General features: G+C 32.8%; 15 protein-coding genes. 2 read left to right on the top strand and 13 right to left on the bottom strand.

Annotated features, from left to right (window positions below; genetic code table 11):
- Window positions 1–21: 21 nt before the first annotated feature.
- Both ABNT65_RS15900 and ABNT65_RS15905 read right to left on the bottom strand, forming a co-directional pair.
- Entirely contained in the window at window positions 22–249 is a 228-nt protein-coding gene (locus ABNT65_RS15900) for a helix-turn-helix transcriptional regulator (RefSeq protein ID WP_348705226.1), read from the bottom strand.
- A 152-nt stretch (window positions 250–401) separates the two neighbouring features.
- Window positions 402–1,337, bottom strand: coding sequence for a bifunctional riboflavin kinase/FAD synthetase (locus ABNT65_RS15905; RefSeq protein ID WP_348705229.1), 936 nt, complete (start codon window positions 1,335–1,337; stop codon window positions 402–404).
- Window positions 1,338–1,533: 196 nt separating this feature from the next.
- Here ABNT65_RS15905 and ABNT65_RS15910 point away from each other — a divergent pair, with 196 nt between their 5' ends.
- Complete coding sequence (locus ABNT65_RS15910) at window positions 1,534–4,224, top strand: TonB-dependent receptor (protein ID WP_348746277.1); 2,691 nt, start codon at window positions 1,534–1,536, stop codon at window positions 4,222–4,224.
- Between the two features lie 12 nt (window positions 4,225–4,236).
- Entirely contained in the window at window positions 4,237–5,913 is a 1,677-nt protein-coding gene (locus tag ABNT65_RS15915; RefSeq protein WP_348738687.1) for a G-D-S-L family lipolytic protein, read from the top strand.
- Window positions 5,914–5,964: 51 nt separating this feature from the next.
- Here the strand turns inward: ABNT65_RS15915 and ABNT65_RS15920 are convergent, their stop codons facing one another.
- The 11 genes from ABNT65_RS15920 to ABNT65_RS15970 all read right to left on the bottom strand — a co-directional run bounded on the left by ABNT65_RS15920 (window position 5,965) and on the right by ABNT65_RS15970 (window position 16,588).
- Window positions 5,965–6,189: a hypothetical protein gene (locus ABNT65_RS15920; protein ID WP_348705234.1), complete on the bottom strand. Its 225-nt coding sequence runs from the start codon at window positions 6,187–6,189 to the stop codon at window positions 5,965–5,967.
- 58 nt (window positions 6,190–6,247) lie between these two features.
- The gene (locus tag ABNT65_RS15925) at window positions 6,248–7,060 is read right to left on the bottom strand and encodes a hypothetical protein (RefSeq protein WP_348705236.1); all 813 of its coding nucleotides are present in this window, start codon (window positions 7,058–7,060) and stop codon (window positions 6,248–6,250) included.
- 114 nt (window positions 7,061–7,174) lie between these two features.
- Window positions 7,175–8,506, bottom strand: a complete 1,332-nt coding sequence (locus tag ABNT65_RS15930; protein ID WP_348705237.1) for a choice-of-anchor J domain-containing protein — start codon at window positions 8,504–8,506, stop codon at window positions 7,175–7,177.
- A 619-nt stretch (window positions 8,507–9,125) separates the two neighbouring features.
- Entirely contained in the window at window positions 9,126–10,094 is a 969-nt protein-coding gene (gene arsM, locus ABNT65_RS15935) for an arsenosugar biosynthesis arsenite methyltransferase ArsM (protein ID WP_348746278.1), read from the bottom strand.
- Window positions 10,091–10,510 carry a DoxX family membrane protein gene (locus ABNT65_RS15940; RefSeq protein WP_348705241.1) on the bottom strand — a complete coding sequence of 140 codons (420 nt, stop codon included), beginning with the start codon at window positions 10,508–10,510 and terminating at the stop codon, window positions 10,091–10,093. The genes arsM and ABNT65_RS15940 overlap by 4 nt, the downstream gene beginning before the upstream one ends.
- On the bottom strand, window positions 10,510–11,325 hold the full coding sequence (locus ABNT65_RS15945; protein ID WP_348746279.1) for a purine-nucleoside phosphorylase: 816 nt from the start codon (window positions 11,323–11,325) through the stop codon (window positions 10,510–10,512). The genes ABNT65_RS15940 and ABNT65_RS15945 overlap by 1 nt, the downstream gene beginning before the upstream one ends.
- Window positions 11,326–11,433: 108 nt before the next feature.
- Window positions 11,434–12,036, bottom strand: coding sequence for a TIGR04282 family arsenosugar biosynthesis glycosyltransferase (locus ABNT65_RS15950; RefSeq protein ID WP_348746280.1), 603 nt, complete (start codon window positions 12,034–12,036; stop codon window positions 11,434–11,436).
- Between the two features lie 25 nt (window positions 12,037–12,061).
- Window positions 12,062–12,943, bottom strand: a complete 882-nt coding sequence (locus ABNT65_RS15955) for a sterol desaturase family protein (protein ID WP_348705249.1) — start codon at window positions 12,941–12,943, stop codon at window positions 12,062–12,064.
- Window positions 12,944–12,986: 43 nt separating this feature from the next.
- Window positions 12,987–13,823 carry a metallophosphoesterase family protein gene (locus ABNT65_RS15960; protein WP_348746281.1) on the bottom strand — a complete coding sequence of 279 codons (837 nt, stop codon included), beginning with the start codon at window positions 13,821–13,823 and terminating at the stop codon, window positions 12,987–12,989.
- Window positions 13,805–15,148, bottom strand: coding sequence for a sodium:solute symporter (locus ABNT65_RS15965; protein ID WP_348705254.1), 1,344 nt, complete (start codon window positions 15,146–15,148; stop codon window positions 13,805–13,807). Before ABNT65_RS15965 ends, ABNT65_RS15960 begins: the two co-directional genes overlap by 19 nt.
- 12 nt (window positions 15,149–15,160) lie before the next feature.
- Window positions 15,161–16,588 (bottom strand): SusD/RagB family nutrient-binding outer membrane lipoprotein, encoded by a 1,428-nt coding sequence (locus ABNT65_RS15970; RefSeq protein WP_348746282.1) that lies wholly within the window; start codon window positions 16,586–16,588, stop codon window positions 15,161–15,163.
- Window positions 16,589–16,590 lie beyond the last annotated feature (2 nt).

Here is a 16,590-nt window from a genome sequence, read left to right on the forward strand (position 1 = left end):
TTAAACAATGTGTTTTTGATACTAAATTTCTTCAATCATGCTAAAAAAATCTGACATGGTTATATCAAAATAATCGCATATTTTTTGAAGCGTAAATACAGTCACATTTGTTTTGCCTTGCTCTATTCTTGCTAAATGAATCCCAGTGTCAATGTAAAATTCGTTTAAGGTTACATTATATTCACTACGTAATGTTTTAACACAAAGTGCTATTTTTCTTAAAGTTATCTCATCTTTAGTTAGTATCATCTTTTTCGAGACAAATTCTTAAAAACATATGGATTTCATAATGACAAGTGTGTCATTATGAATAAATTAAAACGAGTAACTTTGCTTGCAAGTTACGTCAAAAACCAAATTGTATATTTAATTTCGGGGGGACTTAAATACAGCAATACTAACTAGTTGGCGTAACTTTTTAGGAATGCTCTAGCGTTTATTTGGTCTTGTTGTAGTTGTTGGGTTAGCTTTTCAATAGAATCAAATTTTTCTTCATCTCTTAAAAAATACAGTAATTCAACTGTAATCTCTTTATCATATATATTTTGATTGAAATTAAAAAAATGAATTTCAATAGTTTGGTTTTGTCCATTCACTGTAGGTCTATTACCTATATTCATCATGCCATAAAATGATTGCTCATTTATTAAAGATTGAACTACATAAACACCAGTTTTAGGAATAAGTTTATAATTTTCTGGAATTTCTATGTTAGCTGTTGGGAAACCTATTTTACTTCCTAAGTTTTCACCTTTAACAACTTTACCTTTTAACGGATAATTATACCCTAAATACTTATTAGCTGTTTTAAGTTCACCATTTAAAAGCGCTCTTCTTATTTTAGTAGAACTAACAGAAACATCATCTATGTCTTGTGCAGGTATTTCTTCTACGTCAAAATCATATAAGTAAGAATATTCAGTAAGTTGCTCAATATTCCCTTCTCTATTTTTTCCAAAATGATGATCGTATCCTATAATAAGTTTGCTAATATTTAATTGGTTAACCAAAATATCGCGGACAAAGTCAAGTGCAGTTAATCTAGAGAATTCCTTACTGAAAGGATGAATTATCAAGTAATCTAAACCTAATTGTTCCAATTGTTGTGCTCTTTCTTTAATGGTATTAATAAGTTGTATTGTTACATCTTTTTGAAGTACCATCCTTGGATGAGGGAAAAAGGTAAGTAAAACGGATTTTTTATGATTTGCTCTTGCATCTGTAACTAGTTTTTGTATTATTTTTTGATGTCCAATGTGAACACCATCAAAAGTGCCAATGGTTACAAATGTTTTTTGTGTTGGAATAAAATCAAAAATTGAGTGTGCTATTTCCAATTCGATGAATAAATTTTAGCAAATGTACAACATGTACAAAATAAAGTAAAGTATAGTTAACATTAAAAATAGGATACTATCATTTTTATATCAGCTGTTAGCTAATTGTTTGTTTTTTAATAAATTTTAACACAAATATTTTGAAAATGAAAAAAAATCGTATTTTGCGGTAAGTTAACAAATTATTTTACACATTATGATAAAAAGATTATTGCTTGTTGCATTTGCGCTATGTAGTAGTATGATGTTTGCACAAACTACTATAACAGGTACGGTGAATGACGCATCATTAGGCGGCCCCTTACCGGGTGCAAACATTAAAGTAGCCCGAAAGACAGTAGGGACTTCTACTGATTTTGATGGGAAATTTACTTTAAAAGTAACAGATACTCCTCCTTTTACTATAGAGATTACTTCATTAGGTTATCAAACAAAAAAGGTAGAAATAACTCAAAATAATCAGGTTGTAGAAGTGAGCTTAACAGAAAATGCCACTTCCTTAGATGAGGTAGTGATTTCTGCATCAAGAACACCAGAACGTGTTATGGAATCACCAGTAACGATTGAGCGTTTTGATTCTAGAGCCATTAAAAATACTGCTTCCGCTTCTTATTATGACGGATTAGAGAATTTAAAAGGAATTGATATTAACTCGGGAGGTTTAACATTTAAAACTGTAAATACTCGTGGTTTTGCAACTTTTGGAAACGAGCGTTTTGTACAGTTAGTTGATGGTATGGACAATGCTTCACCAGCTTTAAACTTTGCTATTGGTAACTTATTAGGAATTTCTGAAGTAGATGTAAAGAGTGTTGAGATTTTACCTGGAGCCGCATCTGCATTATATGGTGCTAATGCATTTAATGGTATTATGTTGATGCGTAGTAAAAACCCATTTAATGAGCAAGGAATTACAGTAGGTTTAAAAACAGGTTTAACTTCTCAAGAAGCTGCAGGAGATAATATGTTTTATGATACAACTATTCGTCTAGGGCATGCTTTTGATGACTATTTTGCAGTAAAAGCTAGTATGTCTTACTTGAAAGGTGAAGAATGGCATGCTACTGATTATAGAAATACCACTGGTATTGGAGGGACTTATATTCCAGGGATGAATCATACTGATGATCCTAATTATGACGGAGCTAACATTTATGGAGATGAAGTATCTGTAGATTTAGGAGGTGCTATAGGAAAAGTTAGTAGAACAGGATATAGAGAGGTAGATTTAATGAATAATGAAGCTAAGAGTGTTAAGTTTAATGGAGCTTTACATTTTCGCCCTTTAGGAAATGATAGAGTTGAAATTATTTGGAACTCTAAGTTTGGAACAGGTAATACAATTTATCAAGGACAAAATAGATATAGCTTAAAAGACTTCTTTATGCAACAGCATAAATTAGAAGTGAGAGGGAAGAGTTTCTTTATTAGAGGTTATTATGCTGGAGAGGACGCAGGAAATTCTTATGATACACGTTTTGCAGCTATTAACATGAATAGTAAGTGGAAGTCAAATACAGATTGGTTTAACCAATATGCAGTAACTTATTTAAACACAGGTTCACATGCTTTAGCTAGACAAATTGCTGATACAGGTAGGCCTAAGCCTGGTTCTGCTACATTTAACCAATTGCTTAATGAAGTTACTTCTGATCCTGATTTAATGACAGGGTCTAAGTTTAAAGATAATACAAGTTACTATCATGCTGATGGTAACTTAAACTTAAGAGACTATATTGATTGGGCAGAGGTTCAATTTGGAGGTTCTTATAGGTTGTATCGTTTAAACTCTTTTGGAACCATTTATACAGATGCTAGAGGACCAATTGAGTATGGAGAATTTGGTATTTATTCACAAATTCAAAAGAAGATGTTAGATGATCGTTTAAAATTTACTGGGTCTATCCGTTATGATAAGTCAGACAATTTTGAAGGAAACTTTACACCAAGAGTATCTTTAGCATATGCAGCTGGAGAGAATAAGAACCACAACTTTAGAGCTTCTTTTCAAACAGGTTTTAGAAACCCAACTACGCAAGATCAATATATTGGTTTAGCAACTGGTGCAGGTTTTATATTAGGTACTGCACCTGATAACTTAGATAGATTTTCTTCAACAGTAGTAGATAGTAATGGTAATTCTTTTATCCTATCAGGAAATGATGCATTTACAAGAGGTTATTCTGCAAGCTCAGTTAGAAATGGAAATCCAGAGTTGGTTGAAACTGCATTTGTAAAACCAGAAAAAGTTAAATCTTTTGAAGTAGGTTACCGTGCAGCTTTACCTTTAGGTGATAATAAGTTGTCGGTTGATTTTAGTACATATTATAATATGTATTCGGACTTTATTGCTAATAAAGATGTTGTAGTGTTAGTGAATCCTAATGACCTTCCTACCGTAGCAAATTTGTCTAATAGAGATTTGGCTAAAACGTTTAGTGTAAAAACAAACTCGGTAGTTGATGTAAATTCTTATGGTTTAGGAATTGGATTGAATACAAAAATCTTTAAAGGATTCAATATAGGGATGAATTATACATGGTCTAAGTTTGATTTTGATCAGTCTAAAGATCCAGATTTTGAAGCAGGTTTTAATACACCAGAACACAAAGTTAAAATGCAGTTTGGGCATCCAAATTTATTTAAAAACTTTGGATTTAATATTAATGCACGTTGGCAAAATGAATTTTACTGGCAGTCTACCTTCTTAGAAGGAAATGTTGATGCAAGAACAGTAATTGATGCGCAAATGAACTACAATGTACCATCTATTAAATCTACATTTAAAATTGGTGGAACTAATTTAACAGGACAAGAATATTTAAGTGCCCCTGGGGTTGGAGCAATTGGATCTCAGTACTACGTTTCTTGGACTATTAATAACTAAAAAAGACTTAACATGAAGAAAACAATAAAATATACATTCATTTCTGCTTTGTTTTTAGGATTAGCAGCTTGTGATGTAGATAATACATTACCAGAAATTAAAAACCCTGAAACAGCAGTTGTTAACTTAGATAAAGGTTCAGCTGATTTTTCAAACTATATTGCGGTTGGAGCTTCTTTTACAGCAGGTTTTACTGATGGAGCATTATTTGCAATAGGACAACAAAACTCTTTTCCTAACATTTTGGCTTCAAAATTTAAGATGGGAAATGGTGGAGATTTCAATCAACCTTTAATGGGGGATAATATTGGAGGTTTATTAAACCCTGCTACGAATATGGCAGCTCCTAATGCAGAACCTCGTTTTTATTTTGATCCAACAACAAGAGCACCTAAAAGGTTAACTGATAAACCTGGTACCATACTTGGAGCACCTGCAACTAATGCACCTAACTTTCATAATTATGGTATTCCAGGAGCTAAAAGTTATCATTTTGTAGCGCCTGGTTATGGAAGTGCAGCTGGTTTAGTAACTGTACCACCTACAGCTAATCCTTACTTTGTAAGAATGGCACCAACACAATCAACAGTTATAGCAGAAGCAGCATCCAAAGCACCAACATTCTTTACAATGTCTGAAGTAGGAGGAAATGATGTACTTGGATATGCAATTTCTGGAGGTATAGGAATAGATCAAACTGGAAAAGGAAATCCTTTAAGCGCTTATGGATCTAATGATATTACTGATCCTACCGTTTTTGCAGGAGTGTTTTCAGGAATGGTAAATGCATTAACAGGAACTGGAGCTAAAGGAGTAGTGGCAACAGTACCGTATATTACTTCATTACCTTATTTTACAACGGTACCTCATAACCCATTAGATCCAAGAACTAATGCAAGTTTAAAAGCACAAATACCTACATTAAATACGGTGTATGGAGCTATTAATGCGGTATTTACAGCAGTTGGACAAACGGATAGAGTTATTGAATTTAAGTACACTGAAGGGAATCCAGTTGTTATTATTGATGAGGATGCACCTGATTTAACAACTACAATTATAACTGCTTTAAACAATAATCCACAGTTTCCAGCTTTTGTACAACAGTTTGGATTGCCAGCAGCAGCAGCACCAAATGTAGCTAATTTATTAGGAGCTACCTATGGTAAAGCAAGACCTGCAACAAAAGAAGATTTAATAGTATTACCAAGTAGTGGTATTATTGGGGAGGTGAATGCAGCAAATGTTGATGCTTTAAAAGCACAAGGCTTACCAGATGCTTTAGCAGCTCAGTTTTCAGCAGAAGGGGTTACATTACCTTTAGCTGATCAATGGGTGTTAACACCGCAAGAGCAAGCAAGTATTAAAACGGCTACTGATGCATACAATACAACTATTGAAAGTTTAGTAACTGGTAATGCTAATGTTGCTTTAGTTGATTTTAAAGCTATTTTAGAAGAAGCTTCTAAAGGAATTATGTTTGATGAATTTAACGTGAATACAAGCTTGGTGTTTGGTGGATTAGTTGGTTTAGATGGAATTCATTTAACAGGAAGAGGATATGCATTAATGGCTAATAAAATATTAGAAGCAATTGATAGTAAGTTTGGGTCTAACTTTAAAAATGCTACCAATGGTTTTGCTAAAGCGGCTGATTATCCAACAAACTATTCACCTGCTTTAAAATAAAACAGAATAAAAACTAACATTATTTTGTAAAGTAAAAGACTGAGAATTTTCTCAGTCTTTTTTTATATCATCACTATTATTATTCATAATATACTTTTTGTATTTCCCATCTTTATACCTGTAGTAAATAAAAACAGGCATTAAAATAAAGGCCATGAAAAATACACCAAGCCCCATGACTATTTGTGCTTTTGGATGTGTAATTTGAAGTAAATAACTTCCAGTAATCATCCAAAGTATAAAAATGATGAATAGAACGGTTACTAAAACTTTCATAGTATAGGGTTTTGCAAAATAGTTTCTTATGCAAATGTATTGTTTCTGAAATTAATTTTTACTCAGCAATAGGTAAACCTAAAATATAATATCCTTGTGTTTTTCCTTCACTATTTTTAGCAGTGTCTATTTTCCATGTATAAGAATTGTCTTTAGGTAAATTAGCTAATAAATGGGTTTCTATATCTTTAAAAGTATACATTCTAACTAAGGAAGCTTGTCCGTCCCACGCGTAAATTAATGGTATTACAGGTATTAAATAAGTAAATATAACTTGTTTAAAAGTTATGTTTTTTACAAAAGGGGTCATAAAAAATACCATAATGCACATTATTAGTATTGAAATAGGGAGGAATAACCACCAAAATACTAGCGGTATATTGTTAATACCCATTTCATAAATTAAAATAGGTTGTTTGTTTAGTTGGGCCGTTTTCAATATTTTTTTAGCATTTTCAGGAGACATATGATGAAAACTATTCATCATTGTTTTTAACCCTTCTGGAACTGTTTCAAAATTAGTAGCATTGGTAGGAGCAGAGCTGTAATAAATATATTCAGGAGTACTATTATTAATTTGATTAATTATTTTAGGATTCGGAAACAAATCAGTGAGTAATAGTTTAATTGGGAGTTTTCTGTTTTTATTATATTCCTCCACCACATCTAGCATAACACCACCGGAACCTGCACCTAAATCTACAATTTGATTGAATGAATGTTTAGTTTGAATATCTTGTAGTAAGGAGGTAATAATTTCTTGTATTTTTAATTTTTTTAATAATAAGGCTAATAAATTGGTAATACTAGCTCGTATAAATTTGGGAAGCCAAGAAAAGTCTTCAAATTCAAAAAGTTGTACTCGTTTCATGGAACGAAATTTTAGTCTAAAAGTACAAAAAAAAGAGAATGACTACCATCCTCTTTTTTATTTTAACTTTAAACAATAGTTTATTTTTTTTGTAAAAACTAGTTTCTTTCATTTTTAGAAACTACTTCCTGTGATACCAACATAATTGATATGAAATACTCCTGTGTTTTTATCATTGTCAGACTTATGTATTAAGGCTATTTTTCTTAATTGGCGATTATTTCCTGCAGAATTAGGAATAGTAACAGTGTATCGTTGCCAACCATTATTATTAGGAAAATTCCATGCGCCCGAAGCTCCTTGTACAGTAGTTCTAAGTATAGTATTAAAACTACCTACATCATTTGCATTGTTGTTATTTGGAGTTGGTCCTTGAATATTATTTACTGCATCACTTAAACGTAATTCAAAATAGGATTCTGTAGTTCCGCTTGCCGCTCTTACTCTAAAAGTGATTTGGTCTCCTGCTTTTATATAAAGTTTTGGGCTAATTAACCAGTTGCTTGTTTCTGAAGTACCTACTATGTAACTGGTTGTTTTATTAGATCTAGCACCATTACCATTATCAAATCTAAAACTGCTTAATGCGCCTTGAGGCTCACTATTGTTAAGTGCTGTCCAGTCTCCTAAACTAGTTTTTGTGAAGTCTGCCCAATGAATCATAAAAGAACCGTCATTTTCTGTATTAGTAATGCTAGGGATTGCTGTTACAGGATACCTTGTATTAATAGCTTCTAAGTCAGCAATTGTAAAATGTCCAGTGTCAGTGCCATTAAGATTTCCTATATTTCCAGGAACACTATTTACCCCGGGAGAATACATGATGGTTGATCTAGTAATTTGGGAGTTAATGTTGATACGATTTGAGTTAGTAGGTACGTTGTTTACTGGGTGTCTTAGTCCTAAAGTGTGTAGAAACTCATGAATAATTAAACGCGTTAACCATCTTTGGTTATCTCTAATTCGAAAAGCACCTTCACCTAAGTCTATTTGACGGCCTATATTGTTATTATTAGGAAACTGCCCCCAAGTTCTTCCAGTATCATTACAGTTTATAGTAATATCTACAGTATTTGCTAATGCATTAGTAGGAGCTAGAGTTATGTTAATGCTATTAGATAATGCATTTAATACAGCTGCAGCGTTACTAATAGCATTTTCGTAGGTATTAATATGATTTCCTGCTAAGCGATACGTTATATTTTGTGAATTAGTTAATGAAACCGTATTATTTGTCCAGTAATAATTTAAGTCGTTTTGTATTATGTCTCTTTGTTGAGTGTTGGTGTTTCCTTTTGTAGAAGTATGAAAACAATCAGTTTTTAGTAATTCTTGTTGTATTTCAGGTGTTTCTATAAGGTCTACTTCATTTGTGTCATTACAAGAGATGAAAAGTAGGATTGCGTAAGTTATAGTGAAAAAGGTTTTCATTGAGTGAAATCTCATTTTTTTGCTTGAATATTTCATAATTGTAGATTAAATTGGGTTTATTGTTGTTTTATTAACAATTAATTAATCTTGTGCCCTAATTAATTTAACACATGTATTGTATATGTGGTAATATTGTATTTTGGGTAGGTAATTTAATCTTATATAAAAGCGTGTAACATTAATTTGATAGTTTCCAATTTTAAAAGGTAAAAACTCATTAATATTTGTTTTTGAGTCATAAGAAGTGTTATCTATTTGGTAAAGAAATGTTGAGTAAAAGTATGTTTGAGGTGTGGAAATAAGTTTGAAACTTAGCAGAAGTTCCTCCGAAGGCTGGGAAAGCTTTTTTATTGAGAACAGAAGTGTCAGCGAGTGTTGGAGAGACTTTTTTTGTTGAACAGAGGTGTCAGCGACTTTCGGGAAAGCTTTTTTTGTTGAACAGAAGCGTCAGCGAGTGTCGGGGAACGTTCAGTTGAGTGAACAGAGCTTTCAGCGACCTTCGCGGAGCGTTCTGTTTAATTTTTAGTAGATATTCAGTTTAATAAAAATTGATTTGTAGCTTCTATATTGAGATAAAAAGAAACTCCTCCAATACATGGAGGAGTGAAGTATAATTGAATATTTACTAAGTGTTTTAACAGCAGCCACCACCATCATAATGGAAAGTAGATTCACTAATATATATATCATCTCTACCAAGGTCTGCTAATGCTTTAGCAGTTTTATCGCAAATGGCTAAAGGTTGGTTCTTTAATAAAGTATGCCCTTTTTTATCGTCAAAATAATCTTCTTTACCATAGTAAATAGCTGCTTTTCCTGTAAAAACACAAGGCCCATCTTCTGGCATTGGGTCTTTAATAGCGGCTACTTCAATAGATTCTATATAGATTAATTCATTTGTAGGGTAATTTTTTGGGTCTAGAATACGATACGGTTTTCTAGCTCTTATTTCAATAGTACCAAAACCAGCATCAGTTAGCATTTTCACATATTCAGTAATAGGTAAACTACCGCTTAAGCACAAGGCGCGTAAACGTTCATCATTACGTAAAGTATCGTTCATAGGTTGTTCACAAGTAGGGTCACTCATTACTAAACGTCCGTGAGGTTTGAGTACACGATGCATTTCAGCAATCGCTTTTTTTAATTCTTCCGTTTTAAAGATATTAAACAAGCAATTTTGTGCAGCAACATCAATGCTATTATCTTTTACTGGAAGACGCAAAGCATCTCCTTTGCGTAAATCAACAAATTCTTTTTTAAACCATGGGTTTTGTTCTTCTGCCTCTAAAAAGTTTTTTTGTGAAGCTGCTAACATTTCATCTACCACATCTATACCTATAACACCTGCTTTTTGACGAGAGAAATACGAAAACTGTAATAATTCCATACCGCCACCAACACCTACATATAATATTTTAGGATTGTTGGTTAAATCACGGGCGTGTACTGTAGAGCCGCATCCATAATTCATTTCCTGCATTATTCTTGGAATTTTTAATCCTGGTAATTCCCAAATAGGATTGGTAGTACAGCATAAACCAACATCTGGTGTTAAGGCTGCTTCTTTGTATACATTTTTAGTAGTTTCTAAATAACTCATTTAACGGTTTTGTTTAATAAAAAATCTATTGAATAGATGTCTAATTTTTTAGGTAGTAAAAGTAAACTTGCTAGTAAGGTGGTTCTGTAAAAAACATGAGAAAGATTCCAAATAGGCTCTTTAAGTCCATGACCAAAAGTAACAATTACTAAAACAGAAGCTAAAAAATACAAGGCGTAGTCTCTTTTATACCCTATAATAACGAGTAATCCACCAACTAATTCAACTATAGACGTGTAATAAGCTGTGGGTAATAGTATGAAATTTGGGAGTAAATCTCCATAACCTTTTAGAAAAAAGTTTTCATATACATTTTGCAACCCAAACTTAAAGACTTTCCCAAACCCTTGAAAAAAGAATATGAGACCTAATATAAGTCGTATAAGAAGTACGGCAATTTGTTGGTTTCTTATCATTAAATATCCGCTATTAATTCTTTAAATAGGGTAATCATTTTAGGTTCCGCTTTACCTGCTACTTCTATTATTTCTTGAATATTTACAGGTTGTAAGTTTTTAGGGTCACACTCATCAGTTAATACAGAAACCGCAGCACATGGTAACTGTAAGTGTTTGGCTACAATTACTTCTGGTACGGTGCTCATTCCTACGGCGTCTACTTCTAAAATTTGTAACATTCTATATTCAGCTCTTGTTTCTAACTGTGGGCCTACAACACTAGCATAAACCCCTTCTTTCAAATCTATGTCGTTAGTTTTAGCAATAGCTTTCATTTTAGTATTCAAATCTTTTGAATACGGTTCAAGCATGTCTGCAAATAAATCGCCAAATTCTGAAGCTCCTTTAAAAGCTAAAGGAGAGCTTCCTTGCAGGTTTAAATGATCTTCAATAAGCATTAAATTTCCTTTTTTGAAGTTTAAATTCACAGCACCTGCGGCGTTAGAAATTAATAAGGTTTTAATTCCTAGTTGGTGCATGGTACGGATTCCGTAAGTAACTTCCCATAGGTTATACCCTTCGTATAAGTGAAATCTTCCAGACATTACGAGTACTTTTTTCCCAGCAAGTACTCCATAAATTAGTTTTCCTGAATGAAATTCCACTGTAGCTTGTGGAAAGTGTGGGATTTCTGCATATGGAATGGTTTGCTCAATAGAAATTTCATCTACTAATTTACCTAAGCCGGTACCTAATACAATACCAATTTCAGGGTTTGTGATGCCTTTGTTTTGTAAGTATGTTTTAGTTTCTTGTAGTTGTTGCTTTTTCATGTTAAGGTATATGTTTATTGGCACCGCAAAGGGTATAATGCCCTGAGACTTGCCTCGAAATTAAATTTATTATCTTATTAAATGTCTCGTGGGCTTCCCCCGAGGAGTTTACTTATAAAATTGATTGAATATTGGTGTGTTTTGAATGTCTTCAAACACATCAATATCATTAAGAGGTTCTAGCAAATGTAGGGAAACGTTTTGTAAATCGTTTAAGGTATCTTTCCTAACAGTTTCTGTACCCCAAGCTTTGTTTTCAAAAATATTTGTATGTACCTTTTTTAAGCCCAGTAAATAATAACCACCATCTTCTGCTGGACCAATAACAACATCGTTGGTAGAAAGTTTTTCAAAAGCTTCTTCTATATGATGGGCTTTTAAGTCGTACAAATCACTACCAATAATTACTACTTTATCGTAGTTGTTATCAAAAGCATCTTGAAAAGCATTTTTCATACGTTCGCCTAAGTTGCTTCCTTGTTGTGGAAACTTTAGGTAAGTGTTGGTATCCCAAATATCGTTTTCTCTAACTTTTACTGAATAGTAAACAGCTTTGTCAAAAGCGCCAAAAGTGGTTACTGTTTTAGTGTGGTTTAGTAAGAATTTATAAATGGCTAAAGCGGCTTCATCTCCAATAGTTTTAGCTAGTCTGGTTTTTACTTTGCCTAGTTCTGGGTTTCGGGTAAATATTAATAATAAGTTTTTTGACATAAGTTTTTAGTACACTAAAGTTGTGTTACTTTTTTAAAGGGTAAAGTTCTTGATTAATAAAATCTTTAGGGAAATGCTCGTCACCTTCAAAACCAATTTCTATATCACGTCCGTTGTATGGAATATAGTTGGTATTAAAAAGATAATCCCAAATACTTAGGGTAATTCCAAAGTTAACACCGTTTTGTCTTTCAGGTGGTAGTTCTTTGGCGTGGTGCCAAATATGCATTTTAGGATTGTTGAAAATGTATTTTAAAATGCCATAATCTATATTGATGTTTGCATGGTTTAAATGTCCAATGGTAATATTAAAAAAGTGAACAATAGCTACATCTTGTGCTGTAAAACCGCCCATAATAGCTAAGGGGATATATTTCATAGAATTGTACACAACAGGTTCCATCCAATGGTATCTTAAATGTGCGGCAAATCCCATTTGTTTTACCGAGTGGTGTACTTTATGAAAGTTCCATAAAAAAGGGTATTTATGTAATAAAGTATGTGTAAACCATTGCACAAAATCAAGTACCACAAAAAACACTATTAATCGTAACCAATAAGGAAAGCTATTAATGTCGAATAATTGAAAGCTAGCAACCGATAGGTTAAAAGAACCAAGGAGATCATTCAATAGCTTTTCGGTAGTGTTGGAAAGTGCGATTAATACAATAAGATTAAGTAAAAAGAAATTAAAGAACATATAAAAAGTATCTAACCAGAAATCTTTTCTAAAAGCCGACTGGTTTTTGCGCCAAGGAAATACTAATTCTAATATCCATACTATTAGGGAAATAATAATAAGACCGTAAAAGTAATTATCCCATTGGGTTTGAAATAATACGGATTGTTTTAGGTAGTTCCAATAGCCAGTATAGGAGTTTTTTATAAGTTCTAAATATTCATTCATGTTACATTCTAATCATCCTTTAAAAATAGTGAATTTATAAGATTTAGTTATTTATTAATGTTGTCAAGTCTTTATTTTTCCATTGGCGTTCTTCTGTAGGGAGTATTTCCATGTTGTCCCAAATACCAGAAATCAATGTTTTAGCATAGGCATTAGGTAGTCCAAATAAAGTCATTAACCTATTGGCTTCTTTGTAGTTATAATTTAAGGTTTTAAAGGTGTAGTTAAAACCATTTGTATCATCTATAATAGCATACCATACATGAGGCTTTCCATTATTAGCAGGCATACCAATTACGCCAGGGTTTATCCATAAATTATCTTTGTTGGTATGTGTAAAAGGGAGTCCGCAATGCCCAGCAATAATAATAGTACTATCTGTGGCAGTAAAAGAAGCTTGTTTGGTGTTCCACGGAGTAGATTTAAAAACAAACTCAGAAATATGTTGATAGCTTCCGTGTACTATTGTACATTTTTTATGATTGTAAGTAAAGCTAATATGATCTGGTAAAGATTGCATCCAATCAATAGAAGTTTTAGATAACTGTTGTTGTGCAAAAGGATACCAAGATTTAGAAAAAGTATCGCATCGAGTACCAGCTTTAAAATCACAACCACAATCGGTATCTCCGTTTCGTAATTGTTGCTCTACATTACCAATAATACTTTGCGCACCCCATTTAATAAACGTACCTAAGGTTTGTTCCGGTTGTGCGCAATAGCCTATAATATCTCCAGTACAAAAACAATTTTCTGGCAAAATGTTTTCTTGCTCTGCAATATTTATAAGTGCCTCTAGTGCTTGTAGGTTGCTGTAAACTCCCCCAAAAAGCAGAAGTTTTCCTTTTATGGTTCCTAAATCTATTGTTTTTTTATCCATACAGGTACTAAATAAAGAATGAAACAAGTAATACTTCCCCAAACATTAATCCATAATAAATTAGCATATTTACCAGAGGTGAAAATTAATGAAGAGGGAAATGTGTTAAAAACGAGTAAAAAGCCAAAAACGAGTCCACCACCTACAGAGAGGTAAAAGCTAATTTTAGGCGCTTTTATTTTCCAAAGTATAAAAACTGGTGCTAAGCCTATAACCATAGTACCACTAATAGTGGTGGCTGATAGGATAGAGGCATCCAAAAACACAGGGATAGTTCCTATGATGGTAACTGCAACCATAACTAGTCTACCAAAAGAAACAGTAGGTTTTATGTTTAGATCTATAGCTATTAGTTTAGCGGTAGAAGAAAAAGTAGAGTCTAGTGTTGAGGCTGCTGAGGTAATCATAATAAAATTAATGACTAGTAAAATACCAATACCAAAAGTTTTACTGAAAGCTACAGCGGCTTGTCCTTCTAATCCTTTAGATTGCGCAAAAATACCCACAAAACTAAATAGTACAATACAAACAAAGCCAATAACAGTTGCCCAAAGAAAACTTTTTAAAGTAGTTTTAGGGTTGCTAATAAACCCACGGTCTGTTAATACGGGGTCGTGAAACGGGTAGCTGAAAGATTGTATAAGCGCTGCAATAATTAGGTTGCCTCCTAAAGCCATACTCCATGTGCCTGAATTGGTAATGGTGTTTACAGTGAAATTATCGGTAGAAAAAATAGTCCAAAGAATAATACTTAAAAGGATAGCAAAAAACACCATTTGAACAGCATCTGTAAATATACTACTGCTAAGCCCACCTTTTAAAGCATAAGCTAAGGTTAATAAAGTGAAAACAAGAATAGCACTGTAATAAGAAGTGCTACCTGCATTGCCAAAATAAGAACCAATTACCATGGTGTTGGACCAAATTTCATTAAAAAGTCGGATAAGTATTACTATTGAAAACACAAGAATGGAGGTATTGCCAAATCTTGTGTTTAAAAACTGATGAATACTATTAAAATTACCTTGGGTACGTAATTGGTATATAACTATACCTGCAACGGCAAAAGATAGATAGTAAGCTGCATATGCAATACCGCCAACTAAACCAAAGTGTAATCCTAAATTAGCAGCGTTGGTTATACTCTTGGCAAAAATCCAAGATATAACTAAGCTTCCAGTTAATAGTATGGCATTGGGAGCTTTGTTTTTTTTAGAAGCATTAAAAAATGCTTCTTTAGTTTTAGCTATAGGTGCAAAAACTAAAAACAAAATGCTAGAAACTATTAAAAGTCCCCATTGCCATATTTGTATAGATTCATTCATAAATATTTTTAACTATTGATTCCACCATACCTTAAAGTTGATACTGTTATTATCTGTAGCTAGTGCTGCTTTTGTATAATTTATTTTGTTTAAAGTTTCTTCTTCAGCAGGATAAGGCATTCTAATAGGAATTAGTCCGTTGTTTAAACTTGCTGAAACTGGTTTTAGGTTAGGGAATCCTGTACGACGATATTCAATCCATCCTTCATATCCGTTAATAGTATTGGCAATCCATTTTTGAGTAATAATTTGCTCTAGTCCTTTAGTGGTATCAAAAGCAGCGGTTGTATTTAAATAATCAGTTGGAAGTGTAATGTTCCAATACTCAAAAGCTTGTGTGGTTGCCAAATCATATAGTTCTTTGCTGTTTGCACTAATGATTCCTTTGTGTGCAGCTTCAGCTAATAAAAAATTAGTTTCCCAAGCTGTCATGTAATTTGCTTTAAGATCTCCAGTGTTTTCTCTGAAAATAGTGCCAGCTAAAGAATAATCACTTAAAGAAATGGTGGTTTGTGAAGCATCAATTCCGTTAATTAACCCGTTGTATTCATTGCCAGTAGCGTTGCCAAAAGGACGAAATAGTATGGCTACTCGTGGATCGTTAAGAGTGTATAATACTTCCTCAATAGTTTCAGACATTACAAAGTTGTTAAAATCACCAGCTCTTAAACGTGCCATTCTAAAATTGTTAGGTTCACTATTAGTAAATTGAAAAATAGCATTTTCGGCATTCGTTTTAATATAGTTGCTTTCTGTTACAAGAGTTTGTAATTCAGTAGAAACATTTTGTTTAGAAGAAATTCTAATTAGCGCTTTTATATGTAATGAATTAGCAAACTTAATCCAATTGTTTAAGTTACCGTTATATAATACATCGCCTTCTAAAGGTAGGTTTCCGTTGTAGTTTTGAATAGCAGTAATTCCTTTTTTTAAGTTGTCTATAATTCCACCATTACTAAGGTAAATACTTTCTTGCGAATCATATTTTGGGGTTGCTGTTTTTTTATCGCCAGAAAAAGCTTCGCTATATGGAACATCACCAAATAAATCGGTTAAAGCCATGCTCATATAGGCCTTAAAAATTAAAGCAGGACCTTCATAAACTTTAAAAGCAGTGTTGGTTTGTGATTTATTAAGAATAATTTCATTATCTCGAAGATTGGTGTAAAAAATCTCCCAAGGATTTCCTCCTAGTTGTGGTGATTTTAAAGCATGTCTGTCAAATAAGTTAAAATCTAAGGCGGTAAGTTGTTGACTTAGTAGGTTTCCAGCAACAAATCCTTCGTAAGACATGGCTTCTCCGTAGTTATATATTACTTTTCTAAGTAATAAATTAGGTTGAACATCTACAGGGAAGTTTGGGTTTGTATTAATGTCTTCAAAATCTTTTGTGCATCCTACCAATAGTAATGCAATAGCTATGTATATAATTTTTTTCATTT

The sequence above is a fragment of the Tenacibaculum sp. 190524A02b genome (assembly GCF_964036645.1).
Lineage (GTDB): Bacteria > Bacteroidota > Bacteroidia > Flavobacteriales > Flavobacteriaceae > Polaribacter > Polaribacter vairaonense.